Annotated in this window: 13 protein-coding genes; 6 read left to right on the top strand and 7 right to left on the bottom strand. The window is 61.3% G+C overall.

Annotated elements, in window-relative coordinates; translation table 11 throughout:
* Positions 1 to 142: 142 nt before the first annotated feature.
* Positions 143 to 1,000, top strand: a complete 858-nt coding sequence (gene rfbA / locus EJL02_RS04585) for a glucose-1-phosphate thymidylyltransferase RfbA (RefSeq protein ID WP_125115234.1) — start codon at positions 143 to 145, stop codon at positions 998 to 1,000.
* Positions 1,001 to 1,015: 15 nt separating this feature from the next.
* Entirely contained in the window at positions 1,016 to 1,468 is a 453-nt protein-coding gene (locus EJL02_RS04580; protein WP_125115233.1) for a YjbQ family protein, read from the top strand.
* Positions 1,469 to 1,733: 265 nt separating this feature from the next.
* Here EJL02_RS04580 and acrA read toward each other — a convergent pair whose 3' ends face one another.
* The 7 genes from acrA to EJL02_RS04545 all read right to left on the bottom strand — a co-directional run bounded on the left by acrA (position 1,734) and on the right by EJL02_RS04545 (position 8,291).
* Positions 1,734 to 2,849, bottom strand: coding sequence for an acryloyl-CoA reductase electron transfer subunit beta (acrA, locus tag EJL02_RS04575; RefSeq protein ID WP_125115232.1), 1,116 nt, complete (start codon positions 2,847 to 2,849; stop codon positions 1,734 to 1,736).
* Between the two features lie 21 nt (positions 2,850 to 2,870).
* Positions 2,871 to 3,671 (bottom strand): acryloyl-CoA reductase electron transfer subunit gamma, encoded by an 801-nt coding sequence (gene acrB, locus EJL02_RS04570; protein ID WP_125115231.1) that lies wholly within the window; start codon positions 3,669 to 3,671, stop codon positions 2,871 to 2,873.
* Between the two features lie 20 nt (positions 3,672 to 3,691).
* A complete protein-coding gene (locus tag EJL02_RS04565; protein ID WP_125115230.1) occupies positions 3,692 to 4,834 on the bottom strand; it encodes an acyl-CoA dehydrogenase in 1,143 nt (380 codons plus the stop codon).
* A gap of 443 nt (positions 4,835 to 5,277) precedes the next feature.
* Entirely contained in the window at positions 5,278 to 6,036 is a 759-nt protein-coding gene (locus tag EJL02_RS04560; RefSeq protein ID WP_125115229.1) for an SDR family NAD(P)-dependent oxidoreductase, read from the bottom strand.
* Positions 6,037 to 6,039: 3 nt separating this feature from the next.
* A complete protein-coding gene (locus tag EJL02_RS04555) occupies positions 6,040 to 7,263 on the bottom strand; it encodes a UxaA family hydrolase (RefSeq protein WP_125115228.1) in 1,224 nt (407 codons plus the stop codon).
* A 13-nt stretch (positions 7,264 to 7,276) separates the two neighbouring features.
* Entirely contained in the window at positions 7,277 to 7,612 is a 336-nt protein-coding gene (locus EJL02_RS04550) for a UxaA family hydrolase (protein ID WP_125115227.1), read from the bottom strand.
* A 13-nt stretch (positions 7,613 to 7,625) separates the two neighbouring features.
* Complete coding sequence (locus EJL02_RS04545; protein WP_125115226.1) at positions 7,626 to 8,291, bottom strand: RraA family protein; 666 nt, start codon at positions 8,289 to 8,291, stop codon at positions 7,626 to 7,628.
* Positions 8,292 to 8,438: 147 nt separating this feature from the next.
* Between EJL02_RS04545 and EJL02_RS04540 the strand changes: the two genes are divergently transcribed.
* The 4 genes from EJL02_RS04540 (at position 8,439) to EJL02_RS04525 (ending at position 13,571) form a co-directional block, all read left to right on the top strand.
* The gene (locus EJL02_RS04540) at positions 8,439 to 9,089 is read left to right on the top strand and encodes a GntR family transcriptional regulator (protein ID WP_125115225.1); all 651 of its coding nucleotides are present in this window, start codon (positions 8,439 to 8,441) and stop codon (positions 9,087 to 9,089) included.
* A gap of 106 nt (positions 9,090 to 9,195) precedes the next feature.
* The gene (locus EJL02_RS04535) at positions 9,196 to 10,320 is read left to right on the top strand and encodes an anaerobic sulfatase maturase (RefSeq protein WP_125115224.1); all 1,125 of its coding nucleotides are present in this window, start codon (positions 9,196 to 9,198) and stop codon (positions 10,318 to 10,320) included.
* Between the two features lie 240 nt (positions 10,321 to 10,560).
* A complete protein-coding gene (locus tag EJL02_RS04530) occupies positions 10,561 to 12,027 on the top strand; it encodes a sulfatase (protein ID WP_125115223.1) in 1,467 nt (488 codons plus the stop codon).
* 20 nt (positions 12,028 to 12,047) lie between these two features.
* Positions 12,048 to 13,571 (top strand): sulfatase, encoded by a 1,524-nt coding sequence (locus tag EJL02_RS04525; RefSeq protein WP_125115222.1) that lies wholly within the window; start codon positions 12,048 to 12,050, stop codon positions 13,569 to 13,571.
* The last annotated feature ends 60 nt before the right edge of the window (positions 13,572 to 13,631 follow it).

Genomic DNA, 13,631 nt, shown 5'->3' with positions numbered 1-13,631 from the left:
TGCCGCTTCGCATTTTGGGCCGCGCCCAAAGCGGGCGAAATCCCGACCGGCTGTGCGGGATTTGGCCATTTTCCTATGGCAACTCGCGGGGAAATGTGCTATAATGGTTTCGCAATACAAAACAAAGATAGAGGAAAACCATATGAAAGGAATTATTCTTGCCGCAGGCAAAGGCTCGCGCCTGTATCCGATGACGCGACCGGTGTGCAAACCGCTGCTGCCGGTGTACGACAAGCCGATGATCTATTACCCGCTGGCGGTGCTGCTGCAGGCGGGCATCCGCGACATCCTGATCATCATTCCGCCCGGAGAGGAAGGCCCGTTTTATCGTTTGCTTGGTTCGGGCGGCCGCTTCGGCGTGGACATCACCTATGAGGTGCAGGAAGTGGCGCGCGGCATCGCGGACGCGCTGCTCATCGGTGAGCAGTTCATCGGCGAGGATGATGTTTGTCTGGTGCTGGGCGATAATATCTTCTATTCCCCGGATTTTGAATCCTATCTGCAGCAGGCGCTGAGCTGGGGGCAGGGCGCTTGTGTGTTCGGATATTATGTGGACGATCCGCGGGCGTTCGGCGTGGTCGAGTTCGACGAAGAGGGCCGCGCGGTTTCCATCGAGGAAAAACCGCGGTACCCCAAGTCCAACTATATCGTGCCCGGCCTGTATTTCTATGACAATACGGTCATGGAGATCGCGCATAACCTCAAGCCGTCGGCGCGCGGCGAGCTGGAGATCACGGACGTCAATCTGGAGTACCTGCGCCGCGGTGCGCTGCGCGTGGTCAAGCTGGACAAGGACTTCGTCTGGCTGGATGCCGGCACGGCGGAAAACCTGCTCGATTCCGCGCAGGAGGTCAAGCGTGTGCAGGATGAAACCGGCCGCTATATTGCCTGTCTGGAAGAGATCGCGTATCAGCGCGGGTACATCAGCCGCCAGACGCTGCTGCGCCATGCGTCCGATCTGGATAAAACGTTGTATGGCCAATATCTGCAATGCCTGTAAAGGAGTTTTTTACCAATGGCAGTTTATACCGAAACCAAAACTTACCGCACCCGCGCCCATATGGGCATGATCGATGTGACCGATGATTTCCGCGCGGCGGTGCACAACGCTTGCCGCAACACAGGCATAAAGTCGGGCATCATCACCGGCTTCACGACCGGCGGCGTGGCGGGCCTGACCACGCTCGAGTTTGAGCCGGGCATGGTGCACCACGACCTCAAGGCCGCGCTGGACGTGTTTTCGCCCTATAAGGACGAGAACGGCCGTGTGATCTACTACCATCACCACGACACTTGGCACGATGACAACGGCTCGTCGCACATCAAGGCGGCGCTGCTCAGCCCGTTCATCGTTATCCCCTTTGTCGAAGGGGAGATCACCATCGGCCCGTGGCAGAACCTGACGCTGGTCGAGTGCGACACCCGCGACCGCACGCGCGACATCGTCTTTCAGGTGATGGGCGAATAACCAAAAACGGAGACAGAAAAAGCCGGCAGCATAAGCTGCCGGCTTTTTTGCGCCTTTGCGCCCGCAAACGGACAGGGAAAAGCCGCAGGGCAGCAGCCCTGCGGCTCTTATGAGGATTATCCACACTGAAACGGGAAGGAGAACAGCACCGGACCCGTCGTTGGCTTCCGGCGGATCGCACACCGCGGGATGCTCCGGCCCGTGGCGGAGAATAGGAGGTACAATCGGTGCTGCCCGGGGGATCAGTGGGAGAGAGGAGGCTGAATTACTTGGAAGCCTTTGCAGCCTTGATCGCGTCGATCATCATCGGAACAACCTTGAACAGGTCGCCGCAGATGCCGTAGTCTGCTACGTCGAAGATCGGAGCGGAGTCAGACTTGTTGACCGCTACGATGCACTCGGAATCCTGCATGCCAGCCTTGTGCTGGATCGCACCGGAGATACCCAGCGCAACATACAGCTTCGGATGTACGGTCTTGCCGGTCTGGCCAACCTGATGGTCGGCAGTCAGCCAGCCAGAGTCGATCGCTGCACGGGAACCGCCGACAACGCCGCCGAACAGGCCAGCCAGCTCTTCCGCCAGCTTGATGCCGGTCTCAACGTCCTTAGAGATACCACGGCCAACGGAAACGACTACGTCTGCGCCGGTCAGGTCAACGAGCTCCTTGGCTTCCTTGACAACTTCCAGAACCTTGGTCTGCAGATCTGCCTCAGACAGCTGTGCCTCAACCTTCTCGACAACAACAGCGTTTGCCTTCGCTTCGTTGTACTCGCCCTTCTTCAGAACGCCCGGACGAACGGTCGCCATCTGGGGACGGAAGCGCGGGCAGATAATGGTCGCCATCAGGTGGCCGCCGAATGCCGGACGGGTCATCTTCAGGTTGCGGTCGGCACGATCAAGCGCGTCGATCTGTGCTTCGGGCAGGGTGGAAGCTTCCTTCAGGAAGGCAGCGTACTTCTCAACGTCAACGTCGAGGTGCGTGCAGTCTGCGGTCAGGCCGGTGTGCAGGCGAGCTGCGCAGCGCGGGCCCAGGTCACGGCCGATGTTGGTAGCCGCGATCAGCAGGATCTCCGGCTTCTTGGCCATAACGGTATCGCAGATTACCTTTGCGTATGCATCGGTGGTGTAGGTCTCGAGCAGGTCGTTCTCGCAAACAAGGACCTTATCCGCGCCGTAAGCGCCCAGTTCCTTGACCATGGAGTCGCCTACGCCCTTGCCGCCCAGCAGCAGGCCGCATACCTCGACGCCCATGTCGTCCGCCAGCTTGCGCGCCTCGGAGATCAGCTCAAGCACGGTCGGCTGGAGCTTGCCCTGGCGCTGTTCACAAAATACCCATACGCCGGAAAAATCGGCGAGGTTGGTGTTATTGAAATCAGCCATTGTTCAATATTCCCCTTTCAGTTAAATGATGTGCTTCTTCTGAAGCTCGCCGACCAGCTCTTCGCAGGTGGACATATCGGCACCTTCGAGCATCTTGCCCTGGCCCTTCTGCGGGGGCGTAAAGGACTTGAAGATGTTGGTGGGAGAACCCTTCAGGCCGATGGTAGCCGGATCGATCAGCGGATCATCCTTCAGGGCGTTGTAGTCATAAACCGTAACCGGCTTGTCATAGCACTTCATGATGCCCTTGATGGACATGTAACGGGGAACGTTCAGCTCCTTGATGCAGGTCAGCAGGCAGGGAGTGTGGGTCTGGATGGTCATGTAACCGTCTTCCAGCATACGCTTGACGGTGATGGTGTTGCCTTCCTTCTTGATATCGGCAGCGTAGGAGATCTGCGGGATGCCGAGCTTCTCCGCGATCTGGGAGCCTACCTGCGCGGTATCGCCGTCGATAGCCTGACGGCCGCAGTAAACGATGTCGTCATCCTCAAGGCCGAGCTTCTTGATGGCTGCGGCGAGGATCTGGGAGGTTGCGAAGGTATCCGAACCGCCGAACTCACGGCCGGAAACCAGAATCGCTTCGTCCGCGCCCATAGCGAGCAGCTCACGCAGCATGCCCTGCGCCGGGGGAGGACCCATGGTGACAACAACAACCTTGCAGCCGGTCTCGTCCTTGAGCTTGAGGGCGGCTTCCACCGCGTTCTTGTCGTCCGGGTTGATGATGGTGGCCATGGATGCGCGGTTCAGGGTGCCGTCGGGATTGACCGCAACCTTGCCGGAGGTATCCGGAACCTGCTTTACACAAACGATTGCTTTCATGTTCTGTTTTCCTCCTATTCTTACTTGCCGAGAATGTTGCCGGAGATAACGACGCGCTGGATCTCGCTCGTGCCTTCGTAGATCTCGGTGATCTTGGCGTCACGCATCATGCGCTCAACCGGGTAATCCTTGGTGTAGCCGTAGCCGCCGTGGATCTGAACTGCCTTGGTGGTGATCTTCATGGCAGCCTCGGAAGCGAACAGCTTTGCGGTTGCAGCGTCAACCGTGAAGCGCTTGCCTTCGGTCTTGAGGGAAGCAGCCTTGTAGGTCAGCAGGCGGGCAGCCTCGATGGCAACGTGCATATCGGCAAAGACGAACTGGGTGTTCTGGAACTTTGCGATCGGACGGCCGAACTGCTCACGGGTCTTGGCGAAGGCCATAGCCTCTTCCATTGCGCCTTCGGAGATGCCGAGCGCCTGGGCAGCGATGCCGATACGGCCGCCGTCGAGGGTCTGCATGGCGATCTTGAAGCCCTTGCCTTCCTGGCCGAGCAGGTTTTCCTTCGGAACGATGCAGTCAGTGAACACGATTTCCGCCGTGGGCGAGCCGTGCAGGCCGAGCTTTTCCTCGTGCTTGCCGACAGAGAAGCCCGGGAACGAGCTTTCCACGATGAACGCGGAAATGCCGCGGGTGCCCTTGGATTTATCGGTCATGGCGAACACAACGAAAACGTCCGCAACATAACCGTTGGTGATGAAGATCTTGGAACCGTTCAGTACATAATGGTCGCCGTCGAGGACCGCGGTGCAGGTGCCCTTGGCAGCGTCGGAACCAGCGTCCGGCTCGGTCAGCGCGAACGCGCCTACCTTGTGGCCTTCGGTCAGCATGCGCAGATACTTTTCCTTCTGCTCAGGGGTGCCGTGCTGGATGATCGGGCCGCAGCACAGGCCGTTGTGGGTAGCGAGGATGTCGCCGGTGGAAGCGCACTGCTTGGACAGTTCTTCGATGGCGATGGCGGAGCAGATGTCGTCCGCGCCGGCGCCGCCGAACTCTTCCGGTACGATCATGCCCATAACGCCCAGATCAAACAGCTTTTCGATGGTCTCACGGGGGTAGGTAGAGGTTTTGTCGGTTTCCGCAGCGATGGGCTTGACTTCGTTTTCGGTGAAGTCATGCATCATCTGGCGAACCAGTTCCTGTTCACGGGTCAGATGGAAATCCATGTTCAAGTCTCCTTTTTTGATGGAAATTTATTGCCGATGCCGACGGAGAGCCGGCGTTCTGCCATAAAAAGTGCCGTGACGAACGGCAGGAAAAGACCAAGCCATCGGTTTTGCCGCGCACAACAGATGGTTTGGTTTCGGTTTTGTTTTGTGTATCTTTTTGTTAAGTCTTGCTTTCGTCTACCAATATACCACACGGAAAATCATGCGTCAATTGTCAAAATTGACGGAATAAAATGAGAAATTTGTTAATTTGTAAGTATGTTTTGGGCATGTTGTGCAACTTAGCAAAAAGCATGCACAACCCCTTGGGGAAAAAGATGAAAAAATGGGAAAAACAAACAAAAATACAAAGGGCTTGAGAAGGGCGGCGGCAGGCAAAAGACAGCGGCCGGACCCAAGTGGGTCCGGCCGCCGAAAGGGGGGAGAGAATGGATCGGGATTCAGAAGCCGACCAGCGCGCCGCCGTCCACGGGCAGGCACACGCCGGTGACGTACTTGGCCGCGTCCGAGCACAGGTATACGGCGGCCCAGCCGATGTCGGCCGGCTCGCCGACGCGGTTCATCTGGATGCGGCCGAGGATTTTGGCGCGGCGCGGGGGATCGTTGTCGGTCGCCGCGCGGTACATGGGCGTGTCGATCCAGCCGGGCGCGATCGCGTTGACGCGCACGCCGTCCGCTGCGACCTCGGCCGAGAGCGTGTGCACCATGCCGAGCACGCCGGATTTGGCGGCCGAATATCCCATGACGTAGGGCTGGCCGATGTAGCTGGTCATCGAGGCGATGAACAGCACGCTGCCGCTTTTCCGCGCACGCATCTGGGGCAGCAATGCGCGGGTCAGCGCGAACGAGCCGACCAGATGGGTTTGCAGCACGCGGGAGAAGTCGGCCGGCTCCATCTCTTCGATCGGCTTTTTGCAGTGGTTGCCCGCGTTGTTGACCAGAATGTCCACGCAGCCGGTCGCAGCGAGAATCCGGTCCGCCAGCGCGGGGGTAGCGTCGGTCTGCGCGACGTCGCTCGCAAAAAACAGCGCTTTGTTGCCGAACTGGGCGCAGTTTTCGTCAAAATGGGCCTTGTCGCGGCCGACCACGACCACGCGTGCGCCCGCTTGGATCATGCAGCCGGTCATGGCAAGGCCAAGCCCGGTCGCGCCGCCCGTGATGAGCGCGGTTTTGCCTTCCAGGGAAAACGGATGATTCATCTTTCAACACTCCTGTTCACAGCGGGGCGTCGCCCCGACTTGTTTGTCCTGATATTTATAAGGAATGCAGTATTCCTTGTGACCGAGCGCTTCGCTGCACGTCTGCTCGCCGGACGCGACCGCGATCACCTTGTCCGCCAGCCGCAGGCCGAGCGCTTGGGGCGTTTCCGCACCGGTCAGCACCGGTCCTGCGTCAAAGTCCATGTCGCCCTGCATGCGGCGGAAGGTGCGGCTGTTGCCGGTCACCTTGATGACCGGCGCGACCGCTGAGCCGACCACGTTGCCGCGTCCGGTGACCAGAATGGTCAGGTGGCAGCCCGCGGCGATCAGATCCATCAACCCTTCGTTGTCGTTCGGGTTGGTGATGCCGAACTGCATCCAGTGCGGGTCGGGCGTGGAGTCGAGCAGCCACAGGCCGGTGTGCGGTGGGCGCTGCCCGACCTTGATGACGCCCTCGATCGGCTGGCTGCCGCTTTTGACGACCGCGCCCATGCTTTTCTCTTCAATGGTGGACAGCCCGCCCGCGAAATTGCCCGGACTGACCGAATATTGCCGCACGGACTTGCAGTAGTCCATCGCCTTGTGATAGGTGTATACGATTTCGCGCCGCGCCTGTTCGTTTGCTGCGCGCCCGGCCAGCAGATCGACCAGCCCGACCGCTTCGACGATTTCCTCGAACACGGCCGTGCCGCCGTGGGCGACCAGATGGTCGTAAAACCGGCCGACCGCGACATTGCCCGCCAGTCCGCTGGTGTAGTCCGAGCCGCCGCACTCCGCGCCGACCACCAGATCGCGCAGCCGCATGGGGACGCGCGGCGTGTCGCGCAGCTGCGCGCGCAGCCAGCGGACGCAATCCACGCCATGCGCGATGGAGGAGGCGGTGCCGCCCATGTCCTGAATGAAAAACCAGCTTGCGGGGCGTCCGGCCTGGCGGGCGGCTTCGGCCAGCCGCTCGGGCTGGGTGTATTCGCAGCCCAGTCCGACCGCGAGCACCGCGCCCACATTGGGATGCCGGATGAGCGCGAGCAGCAGGCGCACGGCATATTGGTTGTCCGTGCAGCCGGCAAAGCCGACCAGCTCGGTTTCGCTGTCCGCCGCCTGCCGGACGATCTGCTCGGCGACAAAGTGCGCGCACTCGACCGTGTACACGACCAGCACCTTGTTGCGGATGCCGATCGAGCCGTCCGCGCGGCCGTAGCCCTGCCAAATGACTTGTTCGGGTTGCATCTTGCCGCCCTCCTTATTCATAGCTGATGTCGGTGGGCGCGCCGGTCACCACGTCCAGATGGGACGAGCGCTCGTCCACCAGACTGCGCATGCAGTGCAGGTGCACCCAGCTGCCCGCCGGGATGGGCGCGGTCGCGCGGCCGATGACCACGCCGTACTTGACAATGTCCTCGCCCGCCGCGATGTCGCGCAGCGCCAGCTTGTGCCCGTCCGGGATGTCCTGCGTGGCGGTGGTTTCCGGCTGCACCGGCTCGCCGGTCAGGCGCACCGCGCCCGGTGTGAGCGCGGCGAGCGCGGTCGCGACATTGTCGCGCCGGTCGATGACGAAAGCGGTCTGTTCCAGCGTCATGCCGCAGTCCTCCTCACAAAATGCCGAACACGCGGAAGGCTTCGGTTGCGGACATGCCGCCTTCGATCGCGGCGCGCACCTTCTTTTCGCCCGCGGCCTTCTCGAGCGCCTTTTCGAGCACCTCGTCCGCGACCTCCTGCGGGATGACCAGCACGCCGTCTACGTCGCCGAAAATTAGATCGCCGTCGTGGATGGTGACCTGGCCGATTTCGATCGGGCAGCGGAAGTCCACGACCTGCGTGCGCACGGACGAATCCTGCGCCCATGCGCCGCGCGAGAACACCGGCCAGTGCTGCGCAAGCACCTGCGGTGTGTCGCGGTGGTAGCCGTTGACGACCGCGCCTGCCGCGCCGCGGGTGCGGGCGGTGGCGGTCAGCAGCTCGCCCCAGTAGGCGCAGCGGCCCGTGCCGCCGGTGGCAAGGTAGATCTCGTTTTCCTTGAGCTGGTCGAGCGCTTCGGTCAGCAGGCCGAACGGTTTTTCCTGCGGGCCGAACACGTCGATCATCAGCACGGTCATTGCGTATCCGGCGAGCTTCATCTCCTCGCGCAGCGGGCGGATGTCGGGCGGCAGGAACTGGTGCGTGTAGCCCATCGCGTCCAGAATGTCCCCCACGACCGGGGTGTACAGCTTTTCCTTCATCAGGCGGAATTTCTCCGCCTCGTCCTTCCAGAGCGGCATAGGACTTCCCTCCTGTGATATATCAGTAAATACAGCATAGCACGCCGTCTGCCGGAATGCAAGCGCCAAGCCTTGCGTGGCTGAAAAAAATATGATAGGATAATCCCGTAAGGGCATGCTCTGCCCGCAGGAGAGGAGAAGCAAGTCATGGCGGAAAAACCCATTTCCTTGACCGAACAAGCCTATCAGGTGCTCAAACAGCGCATACAGGACTGCGAATATATGCCCGGACAGCCGCTTTCTGAAAAAGGGCTATGCGAGACGCTCGACTGCGGGCGCACGCCGGTGCGCGAGGCGCTGCTTGCGCTGCGGGGCGAAGGGCTGGTTGAGATTTTCCCGCGCAAGGGCATCCGCGTGGCGGGTTTCTCCCATGCGCGCATCAGTGAGATATATCAGATTCGCAAGCTGATCGAGCCGACGGTTTGCGTCAAATATTGTCTGCGGTTCGACAAGGCCGCGCTGCTGGATTTTGACCGGCGGTTTGCGTCGCTCGACCGCGCGGACGACCGCGCCTACTATCAGCTGGACACCGACTTTCACCGCTGGCTGGTGGCGGCGGCGGAAAACCGCACGCTGGACACGTTTTTCGCGGGGCTGATGGAGGTGCAGTACCGGTTCGGGGTGTATTCCGTGCGCGTGGGCACGGCCGAGAAGCGGGACTATTACACCGAGCACCATGAGATCATCGAGGCGCTGCTCGCGGAGGATCTTTCGCGCATTGAGCGCGCGCTGGTGTCGCACACCAACTACTCCGAGGTGATCGCGCTCAAGACACTCGAGGCGGTGCACGCGCTGTAAAAGCCCCTTGCGGCGGCGCAAAACGCGTAGTATAATAGCGGATACATCCGGACGGGCTTTTCGCGTGAAGCGCCGGACGGGAAACCGGAAACAGGGGGAATGGACCATGCCGCCGATCAATATCCTGATCAAACCCGCCTCATCCGCCTGCAATATGGCGTGCCGCTATTGCTTTTACCGGGACGTGGCCGAGCACCGCGCGCAGGCGTTCGAGGGCATGCTGTCGCTCGAGGACATGGAACGCGTCATCCGGGCGGGCATGGAGTATGCCGAGCATATCTGCTCGTTCGCGTTTCAGGGCGGCGAGCCGACGCTCGCAGGGCTGGATTTTTACCGCCGTGTGGTCGAGCTGCAAAGCAAGTATGCGCGGCCGGGCGTGGAGATCCGCAACGCGATCCAGACCAACGGCCTGCTGATCGACGAGGCATGGGCGAAGTTTTTCGCGGAGCATCACTTTCTGGTCGGCCTGTCGCTCGACGGCCCGGCGGACCTGCACAACCTCAACCGGGTGGACGCCGCGGACGACGGGACGTTCAACCGCGTGCTGCGCGCGGCGCAGCTGATGGAAAAGCACGGCGTGGAGTTCAACATCCTGTGTGTCGTGACCGGGCGCAACGCGCGCGCGGTCGAGAAAATCTACCGCTTTTACCGCAGGCAGGGCTTCCGCTGGCTGCAATTCATCCCTTGCCTTGAGCCGATGGAGCAGCAGCGCGGCGAGGAAAAGTACCATCTGTCCGCCGAAGGCTACGGCGACTTCCTCATCCGCCTGTTTGACCTGTGGTATGACGACCTGCGGCACGGCGAATATGTCAGCATCCGCCATCTGGACAACTGGCTGTCCATCCTGCTGGGCGACCGGCCCGAAGCCTGCAACATGGCGGGACAGTGCTCGGTGCAGTTTGTCGTCGAGGGCGACGGCGGCGTGTACCCCTGCGATTTTTATGTGCTTGACGAGTGGCGCATGGGCACGGTGGGGGAAACCTCCTTTGCGGAGATGCAGCAGGGCGAGGTCGCGTGGCGGTTTGTTGAGGCGTCGCTGCGCGTGCCCGAGCAGTGCCGCGCCTGCCGGTGGTACGGCCTGTGCCGCAACGGCTGCCGGCGCGACCGGCTGGTGCTGCCGGACGGCGCGATCGACCAGACCTGTTACTGCGCGGCGTATCGGAAGTTCTTCACGCAGCGCGAGGGCAAGCTGATGGACGCGGTGCGGCTGATTTGCCGGATGCGCGGCTGAGAAAACCGAAGAAAGTGCGGAAAACCGCGGTACATGGCGACATGTACCGCGGTTTTTTGTTGCAATTATGCAAAGTGCGCGGGTATGCGCCGGGCGTGCTTGTCGAGAATGCACATAAAATTGAAAAATGACATCAGATATTTGAAAGATTTACAGACGGGCGAAATTTATAATGGTCCTATCATGGGCGGGGTGTGTGCCGCCCGAAAAAACGGCTTTGCCGGAAAAGGGGAGTTGCGCATGAAAGCGATCCTTTTGCTGTTTGATTCACTCAACCGCCATTGTCTCGAGCCCTACGGCTGCGACTGGACGCATACGCCGAATTTCCGGCGGCTGGCGGCGCGCACCGTGCAGTTTGACCGCTGCTACGCCGGTTCGCTGCCCTGCATGCCCGCGCGGCGCGAGCTGCATACCGGGCGGTACAACTTCCTGCACCGCAGCTGGGGGCCGGTCGAGCCGTTTGACGACTCCATGCCCGAGCTGCTCAAGCGGCACGGCGTGTACACGCACCTGATTTCCGACCATCAGCACTATTGGGAGGACGGCGGCGCGACCTACCACACGCGGTACAGCTCATGGGAGTGCGTGCGCGGGCAGGAGGGCGACCCGTGGAGGGCGCAGGTCGCCGACCCGGACATTCCGCCGCATCTGGGACAGGCCGGACGGCAGGATGAGGTCAACCGGCAGTATTTCGGCAGCGCCGATGAGCAGCCGTTGGGACAGGTGTTTTCGCTGGCATGGGAATTCCTCGACCGCACCCGCAACGCGGACAACTGGCTGCTGCACATCGAGCCGTTCGATCCGCACGAGCCGTTTTTCACCCAGCCGGCATATCAGCGGCTGTATCCCGACGATTACGACGGCCCGCGCTTTGACTGGCCGCCGTACGACCACGTCACCGAGCCGCTGGGCGCGGCGGCGCACTGCCGTAACCAGTACGGCGTGCTGCTGTCCATGTGCGACGACTATCTCGGCCATCTGCTCGACTACATGGACGCGCACGACATGTGGCGGGACACCATGCTGATCGTGGCGACCGACCACGGCTTTTTGCTCGGCGAGCACGGCTGGTGGGCGAAAAACCGCCCGCCGTTTTACGAGGAGCTGTCGCACACGCCGCTGTTTCTCTGGGACCCGCGCGCGGGCTGCGCGGGCGAGCGGCGGCAGGCGCTCGTGCAGACCATCGACCTTGCGCCGACCTTGCTGGGCTTTTTCGGCGTCGCGCCGACGCCCGACATGCAGGGGCACGACCTGCGGGACACCGTGCGGACGGACAAGCCGGTGCGCGAGGCCGCGCTGTTCGGCATGTTCGGTGCGCACGTCTGCGTGACCGACGGGCGGTATGTGTACATGCGCGCCGATCGGCCGGATACGCCGCTTTACGACTATACGCTGCTGCCGCTGCACCAGCGCGCGATGTATGCGCCGGAAGAATTGCAGCAGCTGGAACTGGCCGAGCCGTTTTCGTTCACCAAGGGCTGCCGCGTGCTCAAAATCGCGATGCCCAAGGATTTTTATCCGTGCATGTCGGTCGCGGCGGAGGAAAACCGCGATCTGCTGTTCGATCTGCAAAGCGACCCGGGGCAGATGCAGCCGCTGGACGATCCCGCGCTCGAGCAGCGCATGATCGCGCTCATGCGCGCGCTGATGCAGGCAAACGACGCGCCGGCCGAACAATACCGGAGGATTGGTTTACAGGAGCCATGACAATATAGGAGGGAAACCGTATGAAAACCGTATTTATCCTTTGCGACACGCTCAACCGCCGCATGCTGCCGGCCTACGGCGGGGACGCTATCACCCCGAATATGGATCGGCTGGCGCGCCGCTCGGTGGTTTTTGACAACCACTGGTGCGGTTCGGCGCCGTGCATGCCCGCCCGCCGCGATATCATGACCGGCCGCCTCAACTTCCTCGAGAAGCCGTGGGGCGCGATGGAACCGTTCGACCAGTCGCTGCAAAGCATCCTGTCGGGGGAAAAGAACATCCACACCCAGATGTTCTCCGACCATGCGCACTATGTCATCCCCGGCGGCGAGAACTACACCAAGGGCTTCACCGCGTGGGAGGTCAACCGCGGGCAGGAGGGCGACCCGGTCTGGACGCGCCCCTGCAAGGACGGCATCCGCCCGGATGTGCCGCCCGAAGGCTTCAAGGGCACCTGGTCCGAGGCCGAGCGCGAGAACCGTTCGCACTTCCGCACCGAGTATGACTACCCGAGCGTCAAGACCATGTGGCACGCGGCCGAGTGGCTGGAGGACAACCACGACGCGGATAACTTCTTCCTCTGGGTCGAGGCGTTCGACCCGCATGAACCCTTCGACTGCCCGAAGTACTATCTGGACATGTACGAGCAGGAAGGCGACTACGACGGCCCGGACTTCACCCATCCGTCCTACGCGCCCAACGAATTCACGCTCGAGGAGACCGAGCATCTGCGCCGCCGCTGCAAGGCGCTGACCACGATGACCGACCGTCATCTGGGCGAGATTCTGGATGTCATGGACAAGTACAACATGTGGGAAGACACCATGATTATCCTGACCACCGACCACGGCTATCATCTGGGCGAGCATGGCTACATGGCGAAAAACTACATGTCGCCCTATAACGAAGTGTTCCACATCCCGCTCATGGCGGCAGCGCCCGGCGTTGCGCCCGGCCGCTGCAACGCCGTCACCCAGAACATCGACGTGCTGCCGACCGTGCTGGAATACTTCGGCATCTCCGAGGACGTGCTGCAATACCCGATCCACGGCCGCAGCCTGCTGCCCGCGATGCGCCGCGAGACCGATACCGTGCACGAGAGCACGATCTACGGCTATTTCGGCAAGCAGATCGCGTGGACGGACGGCAAATACACCTATTTTCGCGCCGCCAAGGACGAGAGCAATACCCCGCTCTATGTCTACACCGCCATGCCGACCGTGCTGCGTCAGGTCTACGGCGGCAACGACGGCGTGAACGTGGTCGATTACGGACGGATCGAAATGGGCCGCTTCCTGTCGTGGACCGACTACCCGGTTTACCGCTTCCCGGCGGACATCATCCATTGGGGCAACGCGTCGCAGGAATTTGTCGGCCGGTCGCCCTTCAATGCGGAGACGCTGTTGTTTGATATCCAGGCGGATTATGCGCAGGAGCATCCGATTCTGGACAAGCAATTGGAGAGTGCCTGCATGGCGCAGCTGAAGCAGTGTATGGAGCGGTATGACGCTCCCGCAGAGCAGTTCGAACGGATGGGTCTCTGATTTCTCGCTGCATACCGAAATGCACACTCTTGTTGGAAGAATAAGGGTGTGCATTTTTGC

The sequence above is a fragment of the Agathobaculum sp. Marseille-P7918 genome, assembly GCF_900625105.1.
Lineage (GTDB): Bacteria > Bacillota > Clostridia > Oscillospirales > Butyricicoccaceae > Agathobaculum.
This window is presented reverse-complemented; position numbering and strand designations above follow the sequence as displayed.

Bases quoted from the DNA above. Each gene is read 5' to 3' on its own strand.
- rfbA (WP_125115234.1), top strand. From the start codon at position 143: ATGAAAGGAATTATTCTTGCCGCAGGCAAAGGCTCGCGCCTGTATCCG.
- EJL02_RS04580 (WP_125115233.1), top strand. From the start codon at position 1,016: ATGGCAGTTTATACCGAAACCAAAACTTACCGCACCCGCGCCCATATG.
- acrA (WP_125115232.1), bottom strand. From the start codon at position 2,849: ATGGCTGATTTCAATAACACCAACCTCGCCGATTTTTCCGGCGTATGG.
- acrB (WP_125115231.1), bottom strand. From the start codon at position 3,671: ATGAAAGCAATCGTTTGTGTAAAGCAGGTTCCGGATACCTCCGGCAAG.
- EJL02_RS04565 (WP_125115230.1), bottom strand. From the start codon at position 4,834: ATGGATTTCCATCTGACCCGTGAACAGGAACTGGTTCGCCAGATGATG.
- EJL02_RS04560 (WP_125115229.1), bottom strand. From the start codon at position 6,036: ATGAATCATCCGTTTTCCCTGGAAGGCAAAACCGCGCTCATCACGGGC.
- EJL02_RS04555 (WP_125115228.1), bottom strand. From the start codon at position 7,263: ATGCAACCCGAACAAGTCATTTGGCAGGGCTACGGCCGCGCGGACGGC.
- EJL02_RS04550 (WP_125115227.1), bottom strand. From the start codon at position 7,612: ATGACGCTGGAACAGACCGCTTTCGTCATCGACCGGCGCGACAATGTC.
- EJL02_RS04545 (WP_125115226.1), bottom strand. From the start codon at position 8,291: ATGCCGCTCTGGAAGGACGAGGCGGAGAAATTCCGCCTGATGAAGGAA.
- EJL02_RS04540 (WP_125115225.1), top strand. From the start codon at position 8,439: ATGGCGGAAAAACCCATTTCCTTGACCGAACAAGCCTATCAGGTGCTC.
- EJL02_RS04535 (WP_125115224.1), top strand. From the start codon at position 9,196: ATGCCGCCGATCAATATCCTGATCAAACCCGCCTCATCCGCCTGCAAT.
- EJL02_RS04530 (WP_125115223.1), top strand. From the start codon at position 10,561: ATGAAAGCGATCCTTTTGCTGTTTGATTCACTCAACCGCCATTGTCTC.
- EJL02_RS04525 (WP_125115222.1), top strand. From the start codon at position 12,048: ATGAAAACCGTATTTATCCTTTGCGACACGCTCAACCGCCGCATGCTG.